15 protein-coding genes are annotated in these 22,557 nt (G+C 67.8%); 5 read left to right on the forward strand and 10 right to left on the reverse strand.

From position 1 onward, the window contains the following. Positions 1 to 476 precede the first annotated feature (476 nt). Positions 477 to 938 carry a DUF3592 domain-containing protein gene (locus GF068_RS13955; protein WP_153819896.1) on the forward strand — a complete coding sequence of 154 codons (462 nt, stop codon included), beginning with the start codon at positions 477 to 479 and terminating at the stop codon, positions 936 to 938. 15 nt (positions 939 to 953) lie between these two features. Here GF068_RS13955 and GF068_RS13960 read toward each other — a convergent pair whose 3' ends face one another. Next, complete coding sequence (locus GF068_RS13960) at positions 954 to 1,865, reverse strand: hypothetical protein (protein WP_153819897.1); 912 nt, start codon at positions 1,863 to 1,865, stop codon at positions 954 to 956. Positions 1,866 to 2,020: 155 nt separating this feature from the next. Here GF068_RS13960 and GF068_RS13965 point away from each other — a divergent pair, with 155 nt between their 5' ends. From GF068_RS13965 to GF068_RS13975, 3 genes are all read left to right on the forward strand, one after another. Next, complete coding sequence (locus GF068_RS13965; protein WP_153819898.1) at positions 2,021 to 3,037, forward strand: hypothetical protein; 1,017 nt, start codon at positions 2,021 to 2,023, stop codon at positions 3,035 to 3,037. 164 nt (positions 3,038 to 3,201) lie between these two features. Continuing rightward, positions 3,202 to 3,783 carry a hypothetical protein gene (locus tag GF068_RS13970; RefSeq protein WP_153819899.1) on the forward strand — a complete coding sequence of 194 codons (582 nt, stop codon included), beginning with the start codon at positions 3,202 to 3,204 and terminating at the stop codon, positions 3,781 to 3,783. Further along, positions 3,780 to 4,823 (forward strand): hypothetical protein, encoded by a 1,044-nt coding sequence (locus GF068_RS13975; protein WP_153819900.1) that lies wholly within the window; start codon positions 3,780 to 3,782, stop codon positions 4,821 to 4,823. Before GF068_RS13970 ends, GF068_RS13975 begins: the two co-directional genes overlap by 4 nt. Before the next feature lie 9 nt (positions 4,824 to 4,832). Here the strand turns inward: GF068_RS13975 and GF068_RS13980 are convergent, their stop codons facing one another. The 8 genes from GF068_RS13980 to GF068_RS14015 form a co-directional block, all read right to left on the reverse strand. Continuing rightward, entirely contained in the window at positions 4,833 to 5,627 is a 795-nt protein-coding gene (locus GF068_RS13980) for a hypothetical protein (protein ID WP_153819901.1), read from the reverse strand. Positions 5,628 to 5,639: 12 nt separating this feature from the next. Then, positions 5,640 to 6,758, reverse strand: a complete 1,119-nt coding sequence (locus GF068_RS13985) for a DUF2169 family type VI secretion system accessory protein (RefSeq protein WP_170319478.1) — start codon at positions 6,756 to 6,758, stop codon at positions 5,640 to 5,642. Between the two features lie 4 nt (positions 6,759 to 6,762). Beyond that, on the reverse strand, positions 6,763 to 7,437 hold the full coding sequence (locus tag GF068_RS13990; protein ID WP_153819903.1) for a hypothetical protein: 675 nt from the start codon (positions 7,435 to 7,437) through the stop codon (positions 6,763 to 6,765). Positions 7,438 to 7,453: 16 nt separating this feature from the next. Next, a complete protein-coding gene (locus GF068_RS13995; protein WP_153819904.1) occupies positions 7,454 to 8,455 on the reverse strand; it encodes a DUF2169 domain-containing protein in 1,002 nt (333 codons plus the stop codon). A 19-nt stretch (positions 8,456 to 8,474) separates the two neighbouring features. Next, entirely contained in the window at positions 8,475 to 10,865 is a 2,391-nt protein-coding gene (locus GF068_RS14000) for a type VI secretion system Vgr family protein (protein WP_153819905.1), read from the reverse strand. A gap of 327 nt (positions 10,866 to 11,192) precedes the next feature. Then, positions 11,193 to 12,113 (reverse strand): thioesterase domain-containing protein, encoded by a 921-nt coding sequence (locus GF068_RS14005; protein ID WP_153819906.1) that lies wholly within the window; start codon positions 12,111 to 12,113, stop codon positions 11,193 to 11,195. Between the two features lie 11 nt (positions 12,114 to 12,124). Continuing rightward, the gene (locus GF068_RS14010) at positions 12,125 to 15,490 is read right to left on the reverse strand and encodes a non-ribosomal peptide synthetase (protein ID WP_153819907.1); all 3,366 of its coding nucleotides are present in this window, start codon (positions 15,488 to 15,490) and stop codon (positions 12,125 to 12,127) included. Beyond that, on the reverse strand, positions 15,487 to 19,824 hold the full coding sequence (locus tag GF068_RS14015) for a type I polyketide synthase (RefSeq protein ID WP_170319479.1): 4,338 nt from the start codon (positions 19,822 to 19,824) through the stop codon (positions 15,487 to 15,489). Before GF068_RS14015 ends, GF068_RS14010 begins: the two co-directional genes overlap by 4 nt. Positions 19,825 to 20,085: 261 nt before the next feature. On the opposite strand from GF068_RS14015, the gene GF068_RS14020 reads away from it, so the two are divergent. After that, entirely contained in the window at positions 20,086 to 21,723 is a 1,638-nt protein-coding gene (locus GF068_RS14020) for a flavin monoamine oxidase family protein (RefSeq protein WP_170319480.1), read from the forward strand. Between the two features lie 35 nt (positions 21,724 to 21,758). Here the strand turns inward: GF068_RS14020 and GF068_RS14025 are convergent, their stop codons facing one another. Next, on the reverse strand, positions 21,759 to 22,502 hold the full coding sequence (locus GF068_RS14025) for an SDR family oxidoreductase (protein WP_153819910.1): 744 nt from the start codon (positions 22,500 to 22,502) through the stop codon (positions 21,759 to 21,761). Between the last annotated feature and the right edge of the window lie 55 nt (positions 22,503 to 22,557).

Here is a 22,557-nt window from a genome sequence, read left to right on the forward strand (position 1 = left end):
GGGCGGAGGTAGAATCGATGGATCGAAGATGGGAAGGTTTGGGCACGCGGGTCAGGTCCAGTCTCCGCCCTCTTCTCTACACTAATTTCGGGAGGAGCGCTGTCTCATCGGATGTTGGCACAGAGGGCTTCACCAGGTTTGCCAGCGTACGCTCCGACAAACCCATTCAGGAGGTACGGTCCCATCGAGCCCGGCGGCCAGCCGCGGCGGCGTTGGTAGCTCAGACCACGATGCCGACGACGTGGCCACGTCGTCGGAACGGGTGGCCACGTCGTCGGAACAGGTGGCTACGTGCTGCCGGAATCGGTGGCTACGTGCTGCCGGAACGGGTGGCTACGTGCTGCCGGAATCGGTGGCCACGTGGGTCCGGAATACGCAGGTTGCGGAAGAGTGGGGCCGCGGTGCGGGTGGCAGGAGCACGGAAGCGCTTCGTTTTGCTTGCATTTCGGTCACGCATGAAGGACGATTGAGACGTCGTGCCCCGTCCCTCCATTGGCCGCATCGTCACACGGGATTACCTGTCGTTCCTTCTTCTGTACATTGCGGGTGTTCCCTGGGGTTTGCTCATCATCGGATTGGTGTATGGGGTGGTGACTGGCCGTGATGTCCAGTTCCCCTGGGATCTACTGGCCGCAGCCGTTTTCGTGACGGCCATCGTGGCGCGGATGCTTCACCGTCGATGCCGGCGGATTTCTCGACTGTTCGAACAGGGCCTCGCCGTGGAGGGGCGCGTCGTGGACTCGACCTACCGCAGCGGACGCCGTCTGACGAGTCGCTATTCCGTGAACGTCTCGTTCGTGCTGAACGGGAGCGAGCACGTCGCGTGGATCATGTTGCCGTGGTACGTCGGGCAGCCGCAGAAGGGGCGCCCGGTGACGGTCCTCGTGCATCCCGAGAATCCGCAGGAGGTCATCGTGGCCGACGTGTTCGGCGGGTGAACTGCAGCTCCGCCATTACTGACAAACCCGCACGACCCGCGCCTGCATATCCCAGGTATGCTGCTGCTGGAAGTTATCGGTGTGGATCACCTGGGCCTCGATCCCGAAATCAACCACTCCGTTCGGCTGAATTTCGAAGGTATTCACCTGGAGGTTCTGGATCGTGATAACCTTGTTCGGCCCTGCGAGAGACTTCACCTCACCGCTCCCCAGCAACGCGAACCGGATCACCTCGAACCCCTGCTGCCACACGACGTCGGCCCAGGGGGCGCCGAACGTCGCGGTCTCGGCGTAACAGCCGTACACCGTCCAGCCGCCGCTGCATTTGCAGCCCTTGCAATCTTCGACGACCTGGCCGTCGACCACGCGATGAGCGAACCGCTGACCCATCGGGCCGCACGGGACACACACGGCCTCGGTCCCCATATCCGCCTCGCACACCTCAGCGTAATCGCACGTCTTGGTCGCGACGAAGTCCCACCCGGTACCCGGGTTGAAGCAGTTGTAGCCTGCAATCTGGCGGAACGACTGCTTGTCGATCTCGGTATCCGTCTTGTATTTGCAGGCTGCGACCTGATCCTCGCAGCCGCCCGAGCCACCACCGCCGCCGACACCACCACCGCCGCCGACACCACCACCGCCGCCGATACCACCATCACCGCCGATACCACCATTACCCCCGACACCGCTGGCCCCTTGGCCACCGCTGCCGCCGGTCCCTGGACCGCCGCCGCCCATCCCCGGGCCGCTGCTGCTCACGCTGCTCCCCGTCCCGCCTGCGCCACCGGGGTCCGCGCCACCCGATCCCCCGCCCGATCCCGAGCCGGATCCCTCGTCCGAACCGCATGCTGCCGCGGAGAGGGCGAAAAACGTCGTGAAGAAAATACGAGGAAACGAAGAACGAACGAAGGTCATCCTGGTGCTCACGATCGGATCCGAGCACAGAGGCCGCCGTGAGCGCAAGCGGAGTGCGTTGATTCTCTCGGCCGGGCCGAGGGCCGCGGCCTTCGCCGCGGGACGTCGATGCATGGCTGCTCGCGTTCGTTGATCACCTGACGGTTCGCCCGGGTTATACGAGCGACATGATCGACCTCGCGAAGCTCGCCGCCATCCCCGATCCTCCTTCCATCCGGACCGCCGCCGTCGAGCGCGCGATTGCCGATTCTGTCGCGTACCTCGGCTCCGATGCCGCGCAGCAGAGCCTCGAGCTCGATCCGTACTGGCCCAAGTGGCACTCGCCTTGGTGGCACATGCTGCTGCTCCACGAGCTTGGCGAGGCGCGCCAGATCCCCGAAAGCGCAGCGGCCTCGATGGTCGCAGGCCTCGACCGCCTGCTCCACATCTTCCCGATCCACCCCGACGACGCTCCGGGCGCCGATGTGCACCGCGACATCGCGTGCCACTGCGCGCTCGGCACGATGTCCTCCGTGCTCGCGGCCACTGGCATCGACGTCGATCGCGCGCTGCCCTGGATCAAGCCGTGGTTCGTGCGCTACCAGATAGCCGACGGCGGCCTCAACTGCGATGATGCCGCCTACCGCCAGACCGCCGAATGCCCGAGCTCGATGGTCGCCACCGTCGCGCCGCTCGAAGCGATGTTGCTCGGCGAGGCGTGGTCGAACGAGCAGCGCGCGTTCGTCGATCGTGCCGCGCGCTTCCTGATCGATCGCGCGCTCGTTCGCGGCTCGCAAACCGTGCACAACGCCGAGGAGCGCAGCGCCGAGGCCGGCTGGCGCGCGCTCGCGTTCCCGCGCTTTTACTTCTACGACGTGCTGCGTGGTCTCGCGGCGCTCGTGCGCTGGGCCGAGACGACCGAGCAGTCGCTCCCGCACGCCGCGATTGCGACCGTCGTCGAGGCCCTCGTCGAGCGCTGGCCCGATGGCGTCGTGCGCGTCGAACGGAAGGCCCATGCCGGGCGCTCGACGATCCTCCCGACCGTCGATCGTTCGCCCAGCCCGCGCGCGCCGGCGTCCACGTTCCCGCTGCTCGAGGCGGTCAGCATCATCGGCGAGCCGTCCGAGGCGCTGACGCGGCAATGGTCCGCGGCCCGCGCCGGGGTGCTCCGGCTGTCGCGCGCAGGACGGCTCATCGTCGCGTAGATCGACCCGGAACCGTCGGGGCATTGGCTGCGCGTCCCCCTGCGCGTGTTCGGATTCGCGCCTCGATTGGCGACGTTCATGAAACGCGCCCGGTTCGCGGCACGCGCAGGGCATCACCGCGCGCTTTTCCCAGCGGTACGGATGGGTTATCCTCGGCCACCGCCATGGTGAAACGAGACTTCGATGCCGCCGGCCCGGAAGCCATGCGGACAGGGGACGGCTCTCTGGAATCACGCCCCGACGTCGCCCTCGACGACATCGAGGCTCCGGTCGCTTCCGCCGCCGTGACGCTCCTCTCCGGCCGCCGCTACGAGCTCGAGGCCGGCGCCGAGCGCGACCAGCTCACCATCCGCAGCAGCGGCGGCGAGGTCGTGCTTCGCGTCGAGGTCACGGACCGCGGTCCCGTCCTGTCGTTCTCCGGGGCCGAGGTCGAGCTGTCCGCCGCGCGTTCCCTTCGCCTCGCGGCCCGGGACGTATCGATCGCGGCCGAGCGCGACGTCGAGCTCGTTGCAGGCGGGTCGCTGCGCGAAAGCGCCGCCGGGCACCATCACGTCCGAGCAGGTGGTGATGCTCGCGTGGAGGGTGCGAGCGTCGAATTGCAGGCAAATCGCGACCGCGTGGGTGTACGGGCCATGCGCGCGATCAAGCTCGATGGGGAGCATATCGGATTGAATGACGATCCACTTCCGCAACCGTTCGGTTGGTCGCAGATCGCCGGTGGGCCTGGCGAGGAGGGTGAGACGTGAGCGCGGAAGAGGCGATCCTCCCGTTCGAGCGCTGGGCGGATATTTCGGCGAGGCTGCTTCGCCGCAGTCCCGAGGAGCGACTCGATATCCTGGAAGAGCTCGAGATCGATCCGGCCGATTGGAGCAAGAACGAACTGCACTGGGCGATGGCGCTCTCCCGCGACGCGGACGTGGACCGGCAAGACCGGATGGAGCTCTACGCTGCGAAGTGCCTGGCCGAAATGAATCGGCGGCGCGAGCAGAAGGCGCAGGATGTCGCCGATGGCTCTGTAGCGCCAAGCCCGCAGATCGAGTCCACTGTGCCATCCCGGGAGCCCATTGCGGTGCCTCCCGTGGCATCCGTGCAGCCACCTCCGGCTCCCGAGTCGCCCCCGGAGGCGCCCGTCCTCGTGTTGCCGAAGCCCGCTTCAGCGCTGGGCACCACGATGCCCGCCGTGATGTCCCTTCCGGGAAAGCCGCTCCCGTTCGGTAAGCAGTCCTCCAGCGAGTTTCTGGACGCTTTGCAGGCGCCGCAATCGACCCCCGCAGCAGAGCCGATCGGCGACACGCAACCCTTGCCCATTGTCGAGGATGCCGTGCAGGACGCGCCGGTGGATCTGGGGACAACAGGACCGATCAAGCTGCCAGCGACACACGATCTTCCACTTCCTTTTAGCGATCGACCCGCGCCGGGGTTCGTCGAGGCCTTGCAAGCGCCGCGTGCCCCTGCGCCGAGGACTGGCATCACAGACGCCACACTGCCATTGCAGATGGACCTCATGGCACAGGCGAGGGCCGCCATGCCGTTCCTCGAGCCTTCCTCGATGGTCGATGGTCCCCGGCTCACCCTGGATGCCTACGCCTCGCTTTGTGCGGAGCTTGCGGTGGCTCCGGAGAATCGAGCGGAGATATTTCGCCGTTACAGCATCCGTGGCGATGCCGCGTGGCGAGCCGTGGACCAGGAGTGGCGTGTGCGTCTCACCGAGCGCCCGGAGATTCAGCGGGAGTGGCAGGGAAAGTACGACCGGTTCAGGGAGTGGTTGCTCCTGCAGAAAACTTGAGAAGCTCGCTCACCTCGTCAGGTATATCGGCGATAGCATGCTTTTACGGATGATCCTCAGCTTGGTGCGCTGATCGCCGCAGCCCCAGCCCCGACACCCTCCGGCCTCCCGCCAGCATTCGTCGTGATAGGGCGAGCCACAGCGGCCGCACTGGCTACCTGCATCCGACTCGCCACATGCCCGACATGCACCAGCGACGGCGGCGATGGGGAGCTGGTCGATCCAATGCATGAAACTGTCGATGAGGAGCAACGCCCGCACGAGGTGCTCCTCGTCGGTCTCGCGACACCTCGACACTTCGAATCGGACCATGTACCCACCGGCCCACAACCTGAGCGGATTGCCCATCCTGAACGACGCTTCGGCAATCTGGGCCTCGAACTGCTTCATCAGGGCCAGGATCTCCTCGCTCAGCAGCGCCACGACGTCAGGGGATCCTTCCGTGACCAAAGCGTCGACGCCCTGACTCCCGGCTGCTCGATGCACGAGATCGTGCATCCGTCGCGCCTCGACGCATACGCCCGGGATGGGGCGCATCGTGAGGCCCACGAAATGAATGTCCCTGATGTCCCCGAGCGGCCCCATGGTCAGACGAAGCATTCCCCCCCAGCCGGGCTTGTCGAACTCGAGGCAGTAGATCCGGGCGAAGGCGCTACGCCAGGCAACCCGAAATCCATAGGACTCTCCCAGTTTGGATAACATCCTGTCACGCTTCGCGTGGGCGCGGCCGATCGCGAAAGCCACCAACAGCATGACAGCAGTGACGAGGAGCGCAGTTTCGATCTTGTCGATGATCCGGTGCATACGGGTCCCTGCTCAGCGTGTCCAGAGCGTGGCGTGTCGCATCGTCTCGACCATCTCTCGTGGATAAGGCATCGCGACCTCCAGTGTCCCTGCCCAGGTGAGCGTGACGAGATCCATTTCGGGCTCGATGAGCACGGTTTGCAGGCTAGGCTCGAGCTCGCGGGGGTTCACGCCAGGCGGTTCGAGCACCATCTGCGGTCGGTCTGCCGGGAGCTCGAACGAGAGCGCCTCATGCCTTGGATGCAGCCGATGGAGCTCCACGCGTTCGTTACCTCTCAAGCGAACCGTGGCGAGTCCCGCCGGCGCACAGTTGAAGGCACGAGGGTCGACCGTGCCGTCCCACGTCACCATGCGCTGAAGAATTTCATCGAGCCCCAGAACCCCGAGCCTTGCTTCATGAAGCTCTCGCTTCGGGCGATCGAATGTCGCCGGGATGAAGAACACGGCGCGCGGGAACGTGAACTGATCAATGGGCTCGAAGCAGGCGGCGGCTGGGCAGTCCATCCATGCCCGCATCGTGGGGGCGCACAGCCGATCGGGGACAATCGGATCGAGGGGATCCTCGATGCTGGGCATGGCGCTGCCTTCCATTCGTTCCCGATCGACGTCGATGAAGAACCCTCGCCCCGCGGGGTTGCGCGGGTACGCGAGCATTCCCACGGTCGACGCGCCCGGGCTGTTCTTGGCGAGCGCCTCTGCGTGTTCGTCCCTACCGCCGTATGCATGATCCCAGATGAGCGGGAGCGCGTCGCGCGGCACCGGCGCTGACGCAAGGAGAGCGCCTCCCCTGCCGAGTTGAATGGTTCGATCGCCCCAGACGCGGAGCGTCCTCGCAATGGGGCCGACGCGAAGTGCCACCTGGAAGCTCGGGACACGACCCTGGTGGGAGTACGCGGTCCCTCGAAGGAGGACGTCCGTGGCAGGCTTGATGCCCGCGAAGAAATCGACGTCCTCGACGAGGCGATGGGCGTTCGTCACCGAGGAGCGAATGTACCGCGGCGCCTCGACCAGCGTTGCAGTCTGCGGAACTGGCTCGGCACACTTGCCATTGCGAATCGCGTAGCTCCGCTTGGCCGTGATGCAAAGGTAGCTCTTGCCATCGTACGCGCGGAACGTGCTGACGGTCGACATGGGCTCAGCCCTTTTGCTGGGCCTCGACCCAGTCATGAACTTCCTTGGCCACGGGCTCCATGAGCTTTTTCACGATTTGCTCCGTGATGAACTCGATGATCGAAATCGGAATGGATTCGAGCGGCCCTCCGATGCCTCCAAGCCGTGCGCCAACGATTTCGCCAAGCCGGGGAGCGAGAAACCCAAGCGAAACCCACTTCACCGCGCCCGACGCCAGATCGGCGAGTGTGGGAGACGTCTTCACGGAGGTGACAGAGAGGACGTATCCTGTGGGTTGATCACCTTTCTCCCAGCAATTGAAATTCAGCCCGAGCGCACCGAACATGCATGCCGCCAGTGGGTTGCCCTGGCCGGTGACGCTTCCGATCGCGAGCATGGGCTCACTGCCGGAGGGACCCAGGATCTTGGCGTATTGAGGAACCTGGAGCAGGCCCATCTCGGCAAACAAGTGCACGTGCGGCACGAGGAAGAGCGAAAATTCGTCGTGGATCATCTGCCACCCGTCCGCCGTTATTGTGCCGGTGCGGTGCCAGAAGTTCGCCGCCGGCCAGAAGAAGGGCGCGCCTACCGCGTAAGGCCAGGGGACCTTCTGGTCCTCGACCACGCCGGGGAAGGGGTAGAAATCGTGCACATCGATCCCCACCATGATCGCCGAGTTGTTGTAGAAATTGACCGACATCGTCGTTTCCCCGTGCTCAGGACTCGATGGTGATCCAGGAGGGAGCGGTGCTCTCGTTGTAGCGAAACTCGTATCCGTAGACGCAGGAGATGAACTGCCTTGCGGCATCGACGTGGACACTGCGGACGCGCGCGGACACCTCGGTTCGACTCTGGCCGCGGCGCAGCGTGACGCGTGCAGGGCACGCGGGAACCTCGAATCGGATCGCGTCCGTCCCAAGGCCCTGGAGGTGGATGGCTGTGCCAGGGGGAAGGGCATCGAAGACGAGATAACCAGGGGCATGGTGCTGGACCATGAAGAAGGCCCGACTCGCGAACCGTGCCTGGAAAGCGGACTTTGTAGCATCCACGGGATTCGCAAGTGGCAGGTCGACGTGGACATGACGGAGCCGAAGCCCCACGAGCTCCGGGCAGGGGACGAAGCAGCCCGGCACGGGCCGGTCGCCCCAGCGAGTGACGAGCTGGTCGGCGAGTTCGAAGTTTGGCAGGAGGCCCCCGATCGCCGCAGCTTCGTCGGCATAGAAGCCGATACCACGTTCATTGAGATAATACTGCACCTTCCCCCCGGGATGCGGGAGGTCGGTGCCCGGGAGGAGGCCGGGAGGAAGAACGAACGACCCCCCGAAGGCGCGCTCGAACGAGAGGGGGAGCGAGTCGAACGGGGCCGGGTCGGTTGCGGTGAGATCGCCGAGAACGCTCTGCTCCCAGCGCCGATTGCCAAACGCGACGATCCGCCGGATTTCACGACCTACGCTCAGCGTGACAGGGCGGAGGAACGGTGGGCGTGATGGGCCGAAGACCTCGCCGGCAGCCGTGACCGATGTGCCACGCCACATAGGAATCTTGGTGGTATCCGGCGGATCCGTGGCCACCCGCTCGACGGACCCCAGCATGGGCTCGAGCCGCTCGCCGACCACCCGAAGACGCAGCTCGACCACGATCGCGCCGACGTCGACCTCGTCGCTCAGGCTACCCCGCGAAAGCACGGGTGAAAACTGCGTCTTGTTCCGGACGAACACGAAAGCCTCCGCCTGGCGCTCACTCGTTCAGCTTGATCTTTCCGCCCTTGGCGTTGATGTTTGCTCCCATGAGGGTCATGTCGTCCCCCGCCACGATCTGGGTGATACCGTCTGAATTCAACATGACGGTGCCTCCGGCGATGTTGACCAGCCCGCCGCCAAGTTGGAACCAGGCCCCAGCGCCGTTGTCGATCAGAATCTTCCCGGCTTTCATGAGGATGAACGCCCCTCCGACCTCGAGCAAAATCTCACCGGGCTTCATCGTCAGCGTGCAGCCCGAGACGTTGACCGTGAAGCAATCCTTCTGAAAGAACCCCGCCGTGGTGCTGTTGGTCTGAAAATCGTTGGTCAGGTTGAAGTACGTGTTCATCGCCTTCCAGGCGAAATGCCCGTTGGCCTGGGACTCCTCGTTGGCTCCGATGAAGACCCCCCGCTTGCCCGAGATGGTCAGCGAGTCGTCGGCATGCACCTTCGCCGAACGGTTCCCGAAGATGACATGCGTATCATCCGCCCCGATCGTCGTGAGCCGCTGCACGTCCACCGTGTGCGCCTCGTTCGACGCGAAATGCGTCGTCCGATCCCCCTGGACCGTGACCTCCTCCGTTCCCTTCACCGAGTGCGTCCGGTTTCCCGTCACCGAGTTGGACTGGTCGCCTCCCACGCTCGTGGAATGGGAGGCGCGGACCACCTCATTGAAGTCACGCTGCGCGTGCAGGAAGATCTCCTCCAGCGTCGCCGCGTCCTCGAACCGGATCTCGTTGTAGCCGTCCCCCTCAGGCACGGCGGTGCGGCTGCGGATCGTGCTTCGCGTGGGATACTGCGACGGATCGTAGGGCGGTCGGTTCGGCTCATTGTAGACGCGGCCCACGATCACAGGACGCTCCGGATCACCTTGCAGATATGCGACGAGCACCTCGTGCCCCACGCGCGGCGTATACAGCGCCCCGAAGCCCGGCCCTGCCCAGTTCTGCGAGACCCGGATCCAGCAGGAGGATGCCGTTCGATCGTCGTCCGGCCTCTGATCCCAGGGGAAACGCACCCGGACGCAGCCCTGCGCATTGGCGTTGATCTCGGGGCGATCCGCCTTCGAGAACTCCTCGGCCGTCACGAGCGCGGTCTGAATGCCATGAATGCGTGGCCGCGGAGCACGTTGCGCCGGGCGGAACGGAATGGCTGACGGAAGCGCCTGAAAGCGGTTTTCGTATCCGGCCTCGAGCGTTCCCGTCGCGCCCGCGAACCCGAAGGGCTCGTCGTCGAGCACCGTCCCCTGCGGCGTGAGCTCCGTAGCAAACGTCTCCACACGTACCACGAGCAGATCCACGTCCTCACGCAGCCCATCACGATCGTGCAGCTTGAACTGGCGCCCCGGTTCGAGCGCGCGGACGGTGCTCACGCCTTCCCGTAACGCCTTCTCCACGACGAACCGCTCCATCCGAAGCTTCGCCGGGAACTTCGCCGGTGCCTCACCGTGTTGCTCGTCGTTGGCGGGGAACTCGTAGTGGCCCTCGGCGTCCGGATCGCCTCCGCGAAGCTCGGCGCTCGCCTCGAAGAGCTGCGTGCTACGATTCCAGTCGTAATCGCGCATGACCACGGCGCGCGACCGCATCCGGCGCGTGTCACGGCAAACCCGGACCACTTCCTGCCCCGCGGCCTGACCACCCCGGCTCGCGCCGCAGAGCTCGAAGCGTCGGGCTTCCTCGAAAAGCGGCGCCTGTCCGGGGGCGTCCGTGACGACCAGGACGAGGTCGGAGTCGGTGTGCTCGAAGTAGTAACTCAGCCCCTCGCGTTCGAGGAGTCGCGAGAGGAAATCATGGTCACTCTCGTTGTACTGCACGACATACGAGCTCGTGGCACGGTCCGTGAGGCGTCCTTCGTCCGTGACGGCCCAGCGGTAAAGCGCGCGAGGTTCACGGAACGAGCGGAAGTCCGGATCGACGGACGGGGGCTCCGCCTTGGCGCTTTGCGGCGCGAGTCCCTTGTGCCCGCGTGGATGCGCGGGGGATCGGTTCTCGAGGATCGCATGAACGATATCCTTGAGCGTCCATTCGACGAAGTTGCGACAGCGTCGCCGGAAGCGCGCCCGGAACAGGTGCGGTACCAGAAGGACCCGGTAAAGGATCACCTCCGACGTGCGATCGATCTCCTCGACTTCCGCGAGAATTCCGTGCACGTATCGCCATCGCCCGAGGGTGCGGATCCGGAAGGTCGCGCCCGTGTCGAAGAGCGCGTCGAGATCGACGGGGCCGCTCTTGGCCGGGCGCATGAGGACGATCTCGTAGCGGAAAGGCTGGGAGATCTCCTCGATCGCGTGCCAACGCACGACGCCGAAGGCGCCCCATCCCTCGTGCGTGCCGAGCAGGTAATCGGCTTGGTTGCCGCGGTCGAGGTTCTGCGGCGGGCGTGAGGTCATGACGGATCGCTCCCTGGACGAGCGAATTCCCTACCATGAATCGGCGTGGTTCCACATGGGAAGTGGGGCGGGAAGCTGCTCCGCGCTCCGAGACGCCAACCAAAATCACGGACGAGCCCAGCCGTTGCCCTGTTGGCCCCCACCGTATGCCGCTGAACATCGCCGACTGCTACGAGCGCACCAACCGCACGACGAGCGCCTTCGTCACGTTTGGGGACGCCGCAGTCCTCGCACGCCGCACAGGCGACACCGCCCGCGCCGAAGAGGCAGGAGGACGCCGGTCCCCGTGGATCCCGGCGAGCACGTGGTCGAGGCAAAGGCGCCGGCTTATCCGAGCATCTCCGCCATGCGCCGGGAGATGAGGCTGCAGTCCGGGTCCTCGCCACTGAAGAGGGACGCGCAATCTGCGCTCAGGGGGTGATAGTGGATCTGCTCCGGCGGTAAGCTGCGCAGGTGGACCGTGTACGAGGTGTTCATGTCGAGCTCCAGCTCGCCATGCGACTGCCGGCCTACCACCAGCACCTCCACGTGCCCGCGAAGCCGGCGCTTCGGCTGATAACCCAGCATGGCGGAGAGCCCCGCCTCGTACATCTTCATTCGATGTCGGAAGAGGTGCTCTTCGGCCGGGCCTTTGAGGTAACCCGCTTCCTTCACGAGCCCAGTGACGAAGTCATAACGCTCGCTTTCGGGCAACGCGCGGATCCGCTCCATCGGCAGGGGCACCTGAATGCCGATCAGGCGCTCGAAGATGAAGTGATGATCCTCGATGGCACGGAGCTGCAGCGCGTCGGTCCCCGGCAGGCACGCCCACGGGCGCAGGAACACCGGCATGACCTGGAGGAGCATGGCGACCTCCTCGCCCTCCTCCTGCAGCCGGCACGCGAGCTCATAGGAGGGCAGGCCCCCCATGCAGAACCCGCCGATGTAATAGGGCCCGTGCGGCTGCACCGCGCGGATGTGGCGCAGCGTGTACTCGACCACCTCCTCCACGGTGCGCAGCGGCTCGCGCTCCTCGTCGAAGCCAGGCGCCTGGCAACCATAAAAGGCCATGCGCTCGGGCAGGTGAGGCGCCATGTAGCGGAAGTAAGAAATGCCGCCGTCCGTGGCCGGGAAGAAAAAAAACGCCGGCGCGCCGGGCTGCCCTTTCTTGAATTGCACGAGGTTGGAGGGCACGTCCTGGAGGGAGGCCTCCCGATTCTGAATGAGAGCGCGCAGAAGCTCTTGCTTGGTTTGCGAAAGCTGGGTCATGGTCCTATCTCCTACGTTGGAATCAGCTCCGAGAGCATGGATTGGGCCTCGTCCTCGCTGAGCTCCGCCACCGCGGCCTCCAGCGCCTCCATGTCCCCACGCCTCACCGCCGCCTGGAGCCGCGCGCGCTTGAACACGAGCGAGAGGCCGCGCACGGTGGGGTGCAAGAACAGCTCGTTCATGGACACGGATACGCCCAGCCGCTCGGACGCGGCGTGCAGCAGGCGCGCCGCCATCAGGGAGTGCCCGCCCAGCGCGAAGAAATCATCGTTCCGACCGGGCCGCCGGCCCGGCAAGAGCTCGGCATAAAGCGCCGCGACGGCCTCCTCCATGGGCCCCACGGGAGGCTCGTGGACCACCTCGGCGGCGCGCCGCGAGAACGAGGCGGGCGGCAGCGCCTTGCGGTGGACCTTGCCATTGGGCGTACGCGGCAGCTCCTCCAGCACGGCGAAATGCGCCGGCACCATGTACGTCGGCAATCGGCCCGTGAGCCAGTCGCGCAGCTCCTGCGCGACGAGCGCCTCCTCGGCCTCGGGGCAGACGCAGGCGATGAGCTCCAGGGAGCCATCGGGCCCCGGGCGAGCGACCACCGCCGCTTCTCTCACCCCCGGGTGCTGGTTCAGCACGTGCTCGATCTCTCCGGTCTCGATGCGGTAGCCGCGGATCTTCACCTGTTCATCCAATCGCCCGAGGAACTCCACACGCCCGTCGCCGCGCTGGCGGACGAGGTCCCCCGTGCGATAACAGCGCACCGGCGCGGGCAATACGCCGCCCGGATTGATTTGCACGAAACGCTCGGCCGTGAGCTCCGGCCGGTTCCAGTATCCCGCCGCGACACCCTCGCCGCCGATGTACAGCTCGCCAGGCACGCCGGGCCCCACGGGCAGCCCCGCCTCGTCCAGCACGTAGATCTGCGTGTTCTCCAGGGGGCGACCCGCGAGGATCGGAGCGCCCGGCGAAAGGCGCTCGCGCAGCGACCAGATGGTGGTCTCCGTGGGGCCGTAGAGGTTCCAGAGCTCGGCGCAATGCGTGGCCAGGAAGTCCACGACCTCGCGTGAAGGGTGCTCGCCGCCGCAGAGCGCCTTGAGCCGTTTGTCGCCCTTCCATCCCGAGCCCATGAGGAGCGACCAGGTGGCCGGTGTGCCTTGCATGGCCGTGACGCTGTGTGCTTCGAGCAGGCGCGCGAGGCGCTTGCCGTCTCGCACGTCCTCCGTCTCGGCCAGCACCAGGCGGGCGCCCGTCACGAGCGGCAGGAAGAGCTCCAGCACGGAGATGTCGAAGGACCAGGTCGTCACCGCGAGGAACACGTCCCCCGCGCCGAGCCCCGGAGCACGCGCAAACGCCCACAAGCAGCTCACCACGTTGCGGTGGCGCACCACGACGCCCTTCGGCCGACCGGTGGACCCCGACGTATAGAGCAGATAGGCGGGATCCTCGGAGGTGACGGCTACCGGCGGCGGCGCGTCGGCGCGCAAGGGCTCGAGATCCCGCAGCAAAAGCACGGGCACATCCTCCGGCACGGCGCTGGGCGTCGGATCCTCGGACAGGACCAGGCGGGCCTGGCTATCGGCCAGCATGAAGCTCAGCCGCTCCGCGGGCATCTCCGGATCCAGTGGCAGGTATGCGGCTCCCGAAGCAAGCACGCCGAGGACCGCGCATAAAAGCTCCGGCGAGCGCTGACCGAGCACCGCGACGAAATGGCCCGTGCCGATCCCGCGCGCGGCGAGGGCGTGCGCGATCCCGTGCGCGCGTGAGAGGACCTCGGCGCCCGAGAGCGTGCGCCCCGCGCACGTGACGGCAGGCTCCTCGGGCGTCTGTTCGAGCCGCTCGCGCACCCAGGCGTGCAAGCAGCACGCGCGAGGATAGGGGTGCTCCGTCCGATTCCAATCGAGGAGCACCTCACGCGCGCGCGCCTCGCCGAGCAGGCAGGCCGCGTCCACGGGCGCGTCCGGCGCTACGCCGAGGCGCGTGGCCAGCGTCGTGAAGGACTCGGCGAAATGCGGGGTGAATTCGTCGGAGAAAAGCGACGCGCTCGAGAGCAACACGCCCCGGGTGCCCCCCGGGCTCGGTGTCAGGTGGAATTCCAGGTCGAACTGGCAGAGCTTCGGATCGAAGGGGAGCTCTTCCGCCGAGAGCCCCGCGAGCCGCGGGGCACGAGACACGTTCTGCAGGCCGAAGAAGACCTGGAAGAGCGGACTGCGCGAGGGATCTCGTGTCTGCCCGGAGAGCTGCACGAGCTCTTCGAAGGCCACGTCCTGGTGCTCGGCAGCCTCCAGACCGGCGCGGTGGACACGCCGCACGAGCTCACGGAAGTTGATCCCGCGCGGGATCTCGATGCGCAGGACGAGCGTGTTCACCATGCAGCCGATGAGGGGCTCGAAGCCGTGATCCCCGCGGTTGGCGTGCGGGGTGCCCACCACGAGGTCTCTCTGACGGCTCATGCGCTGCAGGGCGACGGCGAAGACGGCGAGCAGCGCGGCGAAGGGGGTCGCGCCCTCCTCCGAGGCGACACGCGCGAGCGCCGCGTCCACCTCCGGCGGGAGGAGGAAGCGATGCTGCCGCCCCTCGTAGCGGGTGAACGCAGGGCGTGGAAAGTCGCAGGGCAGCTCCAGCGAAGGCAAGCGCTCGAGCCGCGCGCGCCAGTAGGGGAGGCTCCGGGACGCGAGGTAGACCTGGCGCTCCCACTCCACGAAATCCGCATACCCCAGGCGAAGCTCGGGGAGCGCTGCGGGCTCTCCGGAGAGCTCCTCGCCATGAAGCGCCGAGAGCTCCTCGTTGAACAGGCCGAGCGACCATCCATCCACCACGAGGTGGTGAAAGCCGAGCGCAAATACGTGATGGTCGGGGCCGAGCGTGAGCAGGCAACTCCGCACGGGCGGCTCGCGCCCGAGGTCGAAGGGGCGCGCCAAGACGTCGCGCAGAGCCTCTTGCACCTGCTCCTGCGTGGGCGGCTCCGGGAAGCGCAGGCGCTGCAAGGGCAACGTGTGGTGGTCTTCGATGAACTGCACCAGGTGCCCTTCGAGCTCGACGAAGGTGGCGCGGAGCGCCTCGTGCCGAGCGACGATGCGCTGCTGGGCGCGCTCCAGGAGCTCCGGACGCAGGGGGCCGCGGAGTTCGTATGCCTGGGCGACCAGATAGGCGCACTCCCCGGACGCGAGCCGGGAGAGGAACCACAACCGGCGCTGCACGCTGGAGACCCCGATCGCCGTGCGCCCGGAGAGGAGCGAGAGCAGCTCGGCCTTGTGGGCTCGCATCGCCTCCTTGTCCTCGGCCTGGAGCGCGCCGGGCGGAGCCTTGAAGCGGAGCTGGCCCTCCGAGGCCCAGAGTCGCACGCCCTTGCTGGTGAGGAGACCTAGGAGCGCCTTGGCCGTCGTCACAGGCTGCCTTCTTCCAGTCGAGAGGCGAGGGCCTCGGCGTCGATGAGCGGCTTGCGCGCCTCTCGCACATGAGCGCAGAGCCCCTGGGCCAGCGCGCGGAGGCCCCGATCTTCGAGGAGGAGCGATACCGGCACCTCCACCTGCAGGAGCGCGCGAAGGCGATTGTTGAGCTGCATGGCCATGATGGAGTCGAGCCCGAGCCGCTTGAGCGAGGACTCCGGCAAGAGCATCGACGTCGGGAGCTGGAGGATCGCGGCAGCGCGAAGGCGCAGGATCTGCTCGACCAGGGCAGGATCCGGGGCGCCGTGGGTGTCACGCAGGGCCTGCTCCAGGCGCGAGAGCTCGGGCAACTCGGGGGCGGGGGCCGCGCTGACCTGGGGTTCGGGGAGCGTGGCGCCCCCGAGGCCCTCGGGCCAGTAGCGCTGGCGCTGCCAGGGGTAGACGGGGAGGGAAAGGATCCGCCCGCCGCGCCGCTGCACCACGTGCCAGTCCACCTCCACGCCGCACGTATAAAGCTGCGCGAGCGCCTCGTAGAGATGACGTCGCCCCTCGCCACGCCGCAGCGAATGCAGGACCACCGCGCTCGCGCCTTCCTCGGCGATCGTCTGCTCGCAGGCATGGCCGAGCAGCGGGTGCGGCCCCACTTCGAGGAGCAGGCGAATGCCATCCCGGAGCAGCGCGCATACTTGTTCGTGGAAACGCACCGGCTCGCGAACGTTTTGGACCCAGTGGCGCGTGTCGAGCTCCGGCCCCTCGGCGACGAGGCCCGTCGTGGTGGAATAGAGCGGCAGCGCGGCGCGTCGAGGCGTGATCCCTGCGACGTCGCTCGCGAGCGCCCCCTGCACGGGCTCCACCTGGGGGCAATGCGACATGGGGAACTCGGGGCCCATGACACGCGCAAAGGCGCCTTTCGCTTGCACCTCGGCGACGAGCGCCTCCACGGCCTCGCGCTCGCCGGCGAGCGCGAAGCTCCGTGGCCCATTTCGCGCAGCCACACTCGCGCGCCCGGACCAGCGCGCGAGGGCCGCCGCGAGCTCGTCCGGCGAGCTCTCCACGATGGCCATGGTCCCCTGGCCGTGTAGCGATCGCAGGTGCCGGCTGCGCGCGCAGATGACGCGGGCCGCGTCCTCCAGGCTCAATGCCCCCGCCACATGCGCCGCCGCCACCTCGCCCATGCTATGGCCCACGACCGCCGCCGCCCGAACGCCCAGCGACTCCCAGAGCCGGCAGAGCGCGACCTGGAAGGCGAACAGCGCCGGCTGCGCGACGTCGGCCCTGTCCTCGATCGCCCTGCCCTCGGAGAGCCACGCGGCGATCGACTCGCCGAGGTAGGGCGCGAGGGCCGCGTCACAGGCCAGGAGCGCATGGCGGAACGTGGGTTCTTGCTCCAGGAGCTCTCGGCCCATGCCCTCCCACTGGCCGCCCTGACCGGGGAAAACAAAGGCCAGACGTGGCGGCTCGGTCGGCGAGAGGTGGGCCCCGAGGGGGCGGGACAGGGCCGCGGCGAGTTGCTCGCGCAGGCCGGCGCGCGTGCTGCCGACCACGGCCACGCGGTGCCCGAGGTGGCTGCGGCCGCAAGCCGCCGTGTAGCAGAGGTCGTCCAGGTCCAGGTCTGGAGGGGCTTCCAGCCGGGAAAGGAGCCCCGCCACTCGCGCGCGCAGGGCCTCGGGCGTGTGCGCCGAGACCGGGAGCACGCGTGGCAGCTCGGGCGCCTCGGCACCCGGGACGTCCCGCAAATGCGGGCGCACGGGCACGCCTTGCTCCCGCAGGGTCGCGGCGGCTTCGAACAGCGCCTCCCACTCGGAGGCACGGCGGTGGAGGGAGGCGACGACGCGGCCAGGGCGGCCAGCGTGCGCGAGGCACTGCTCCACGAAGCGGGCGAGCGCGGGCTTTGGGCCGACTTCGAGGAAGAGGTCCTCGCCGCGCTGGGTGAGCAGGTCGACGGCCCCCGCGAAGTCCACGGGCTCGCGCAGGTTGCGGACCCAGTAACGCGCGTCGAGATCGCGCCCCTCCATGAAGCGCCCCGTCACGGTGGAGAGCAGCGGGGTGCGCGTGGGCTGCGGCGATATCCCCGAGAGTCCCTCCAGGAGCTCCGCCAGGATGGGCTCGACGAGCGGGCTGTGCGAGGGGAAGCCGATGTCGACGAAGGCGCAGCGCGCGCCTGCCGCTCGTTGCTCGGAGGCCACGCGCTCGAGCGCGGCGCGCTCGCCGGAGAGCGCGGTGGAGGTAGGCCCATTGAACACGGCGAGCGTGACGCCCGCCCTGTCGCCGATGGCCGCTGCGACCTCGTGCCGTGATCGCTCCACCAGCAGGAGCCCTCCCTGGCCTGCGAGCCGCCGGGTGAGCTGGCCACGCAGGCAGACGAGCCGCACGGCATCCCCGAGGGACAGCGCGCCTGCCACGTGCGCGGCGGCCACCTCGCCGAGGCTGTGCCCGAGCACGGCCCGAGGGACGACGCCCCAGGAGCGCCACAGCTCGGCCAGGGCCACCTGTACGGCAAAGATCGAGGGCTGCACCACGTCCGGCTCGTTCAGCCGCGATCGCTCGGGCGGGGCGAGCAGCTCGTCGAACAGCGACCACCCGACCTCCGCCTGGATCGCCCGATCACAAGCCGAAAGCCGCGCGCGGAACAGGGGTGAGGCCACGAGCAGCTCGCGTCCCATGCCGAGCCACTGGGAGCCGTGCCCGGCGAAGTAGAACACGGGCTGCCGAGGCGCCTGGGACAAGGGGTTCGGGGCCACGAAAGGCCGTGTTTGCGTGGCGCTCGCCTGCCACTCCTCGAGCACGACATGGGCGTTGGTGCCGCCGAACCCGAACGAGCTGACACCCGCGCGGGCCGGCCCCTCTCGTTCCGGCCAGGGGCTCGGCCGGGCCTGGACCTCGAGACCCAGGGAGGCGAAGTCGATTTGAGGGTTCGGCGTGCGGAAGTGCAGGCTCGCCGGGATCTCGTGGTGGCGCAGGCTGAGCGCGACCTTGAGGAGACCGGCTATGCCTGCGGCGGCCTCGGCGTGGCCGATGTTGCTCTTGACCGAGCCGATACGCAGGGGGCGCCCCGGAGGGCGGCCTTGCCCGTAGACGGCTCCGAGGGCGGATGCCTCGATGGGATCTCCGAGCTTCGTCCCGGTGCCGTGCGCCTCCACGTAGTCCACGGAGGCCGGGTCGACGCCGGCCCTTTGGCAGGCCATGACGAGCAGCGAGCGCTGGGCGCGAGGGCTCGGCGCGGTGAGCCCATTGCTGCGCCCGTCGTTGTTGGTCGCGCTGCCGCGGAGGACACAATGAATGGGGTTGCCGTCCGCGATCGCCCGCGACAGGGGCTTGAGCACCACGAGGCCGGCGCCCTCGGCGCGGGCGTAACCGTCGCCCCCCGCGTCGAAGGGGCGGCAGCGCCCGCCCGGGCTCGTGGCGCCGAACTTCGCCATCTGGACCAGGCTATCGGGCGCGAGGATGAGGTTGACCCCTCCAGCGAGCGCCAGCGTGGACTCGCCGCTGCGCAGGCTCTCGCACGCGAGGTGTACGGCCACCAGCGAGGCCGAGCAGGCCGTGTCGATGGCCATGCTGGGCCCCTCGAGCCCGAGCGTGTATGAGATGCGGTTGGCGATGAGGCTATGGTGCACGCCCGTCACGGTGTGCGGGGCGATGGCCTGAAGCCCCAGGCGGCCAAGGAGCAGGGCGAAGTCGCTCCAGATGGCGCCGAGGAAGACGCCCGTGGCCGAACCGGAGAGCGAAAGCGGAGGGATCCCAGCGTCCTCGAGCGCCTCCCAGGAGAGCTCCAGCATGATGCGCTGCTGCGGATCCATGTGGAGCGCCTCGCGCGGGGAGATGCCCCAAAAATGCGCATCGAAGCTCGAGACGTCGCGCAGGAAGCCGCCCTGGCGCATGGGAATGGTGCCGGGTATGGCGCGATCGGGCGCGTAGAGCGCGTCCACGTCGAAGCGATCGCGGGGGATGTCCGTTATCGCGTCCGTGCCCGAGCGCAGGAGCTCCCAGAAGGCTGCCGGCGAGTCTGCTCCGGGGAATCGACAGGCGATCCCGACGACGGCGATGGGCTCGTAGGCGACGACCCGAGGCGCCTCCAGGGCGGCGGGGCGCGCTGCGCCGGCGAGGTGGGCGGCGAGATCGGCGATGCTGGGGAACTCCCACAGCAGCGTGAGTGGCACCGGGCGTTCGAGCCACGTAGAGAGGCGGCTGGCGAGCGCTCCGGCTGTCAGAGAGTCCAGGCCCAGGCGGCGGAAGCTACTGTTTACATGGACCCGTTCGGATGGGATCTCCAGCAATTCGGCGACCGCTACGACCAGCCACCGAACAATGCTCTGCTGCGGAATGGCGCAAGCCACGCCCTCACTCTCCCGCTGGACGAAAGAAGCAACCGGCGCCAGGTTAGCATGGTCGAAATTTATGTGCTACCGGTAGTTTTGTTGCCCGAAACACGGTGTGAGCCGCCGCGGGCGACGAGGATGCTCTCGGCCTTCTCGGGGGCCCGTGCGGCTGAGAAAGCGCCACGTCCACCGCCCTGTTCCTGGGGCCTCCACGCGGCCGCTCGCAAGCCGGTGACATGGCCGCGCTCGTGCGCCAGCTATGCCGCTGGGAGGGCGCTCATGGCACGGACACCACTCTTGCGATTGCTGGAGAAGCTGGCCTCGGAGCACCATGCGGCGCGCCGGCGAGGGCTCAGCACCGCCGCGCTGCGCGAGGAGCGCGCGGCCACTCGCGAACGGGACGCCCGCCGCGGGATTTCCCTCGCTCGCCGCCGTTTCCTCGGCGCCGCGGGCGCGGGGGCCTTGACCCTCGTGTTCCCGCGCGTGCTCCGCGCCGCGGCCAACCCGACCATCGCCATCGTCGGCGCCGGTATCGCCGGCCTGACCTGCGCCCTCGCGCTGCGCGATCGTGGCCTCTCGGCCACGGTGTACGAGGCCTCCGGCCGCATGGGCGGGCGCATGTTCTCCAACACCACCTCCTGGGACGCGGGTCAAGTCAGCGAGTGGTGCGGTGAGCTCATCGATAGCAACAACCGCACCCTGTTCGCCCTCGCCCGTCGATTTGGCCTGACCATGGACAGCCTGGAAGGTGAAAAACCGTCCGGCCTGGTGAATACGTATTTCTTCGACGGCCGCTACTACCCCGTCGCCGAGGCCGAGCGCGATTTTGCGCGTGTTTACCCCGCCCTCCTTTCGGATCTGCTCGCCGCGGGCGAGACCACCACCCACGACCGCGCGACACCTGCGGGGCGCGCGCTCGATCGAATGAGCGTGTTCGACTGGATCGCCTCGCGGGTCCCGGGCGGGCACGCCTCGCCGCTCGGGCAGCTCCTCGACGTGGCCTACGTCATCGAGTGGGGCGCCGATTCGCGGGATCAGTCCGCCCTGAACCTCGTCTACCTGCTCGGCAATCAGCCCGACCCCGACCATTTCTCCGTGTTCGGCGCGTCCGACGAGGCGCATCACATCAAGGGCGGCAACCAGCAGATCCCCATCGCCATCGCCAGGGCGCTCGGACCGCACGCCGTCAAGCGCGGGCACCGGCTCGTCCGCCTGCGCGAGAGCCCGGCGGGGAGGCAAATCCTCACCTTTCAGCGAGGGCCGGGCGTGATCGACGTCGTGGCCGACTGGGTCGTGCTCGCCGTCCCGTTCGCCGTCTTGCGCACCATCGACCTGAGGGGCGCCGGCTTCGACGCGCGCAAGCGCCTCGCGATCGAGCAGCTCGGCCGGGGTCACAACGGCAAGCTTCACCTCCAGTTTTCGCGCCGATACTGGCGCGACGAGGGCCCCTGGCCCGGCAGGAGTGATGGATCCACGTATGCCGATACCGGCTACCAGAATACGTGGGAGGTCAGCCGCGCCCAGCCGGGCGAGCCCGGGCTCCTCGTCCTGTATACCGGCGGGGCCGTGACGGACGCGATGTCCACGCGGAGGCCTTTCGCCACCATCAAGGACGCGGGTGTCCTCGCGGACGCGCGCGCGGGGCTCGGCAGGCTGGAGAGGGTTTTGCCAGGAGGCACCAAGAACTGGAACGGGAGAGCGACGCAATCGATGCCGCACGCGAGCCCGCTCTACGAGGCGTCGTATTCTTTTTATCGTGTGGGCCAGCGGGTCCTGTTCGGCGGCCACGAGGCGGCTCGCCAGGGCAGGGTGCTCTTCTGCGGCGAGCATACGTCGCTCGATTTCCAGGGGCACATGGAGGGCGCCGCCTCCCAGGGCGCACGCGCGGCGGAGGAGCTCGCGCGGCTCATCGTGTAGCGGATGAATCCATACGCACGACGGCCGGCGCCACCTCACATGGCCAACATGCTCGCGAACGTCCGTTCGAGCGCCTTGGGATCACGCTGCCACGTCGCGAAGAGGTCGCGTGCGTTGGGATCGGGTAGAATCTCGTCGAGCCCCTGCTCGACGCCTTCGACGATGCCCCGCGCCACGACCTCCGGGCTCGTCTTCGGTATCTCGAACGAGCGGATCATATCCGTGTCGATCGCGCCTGGCAGGGCGGCGTGGACACGGATGTTCTTTTTCGCGACCTCCGCGCGGAGGGCCTGCGTCATCGACCAGGCCGCGGCCTTCGCGGCGGAATAGGCGCCGATCCCCGGCATGTTCGCGAGCGATACGATCGACAGCACGTTCACGACCGCCGCGCCGCCCGACGCGCCCGCCCGCTCCAGCGCTGGCAGGAAGGCCTTCGTCGCCGCGAGCGTGCCGAAGAAATTCGTCGCGAACTCCGCCGCGACCCCATCCGCGCTGCTCCCCGTGATGCTCGACGAGACGAGCACACCCGCATTGTTGATCAGCACCGTGACATCGGACGCGATGGCCGCCGCGGCGGCGACCGAGCTCGGGTCCGTGATGTCGAGCGGGAGCGGCACCACGCGGTCGCGCGCCTCCGCGACGAGCGGCTCGAGCTGCACGGGATTTCGCGCCGCGGCGTAGACACGACGCGCGCCCGCCTCGAGGACCACGCGCAAAAGCGCGCGCCCGAGCCCGCGGTTCGATCCGGTCACCAGCACGATTGCATCTTTCATCTTCATGGCGTCACCTCGAGCGCCACTCTGCGCTGGATACGCGCCTCGGAGTAGGCTTCGG

This window comes from Polyangium spumosum, from assembly GCF_009649845.1.
GTDB classification, from domain to species: Bacteria; Myxococcota_A; Polyangia; order Polyangiales; family Polyangiaceae; genus Polyangium; species Polyangium spumosum.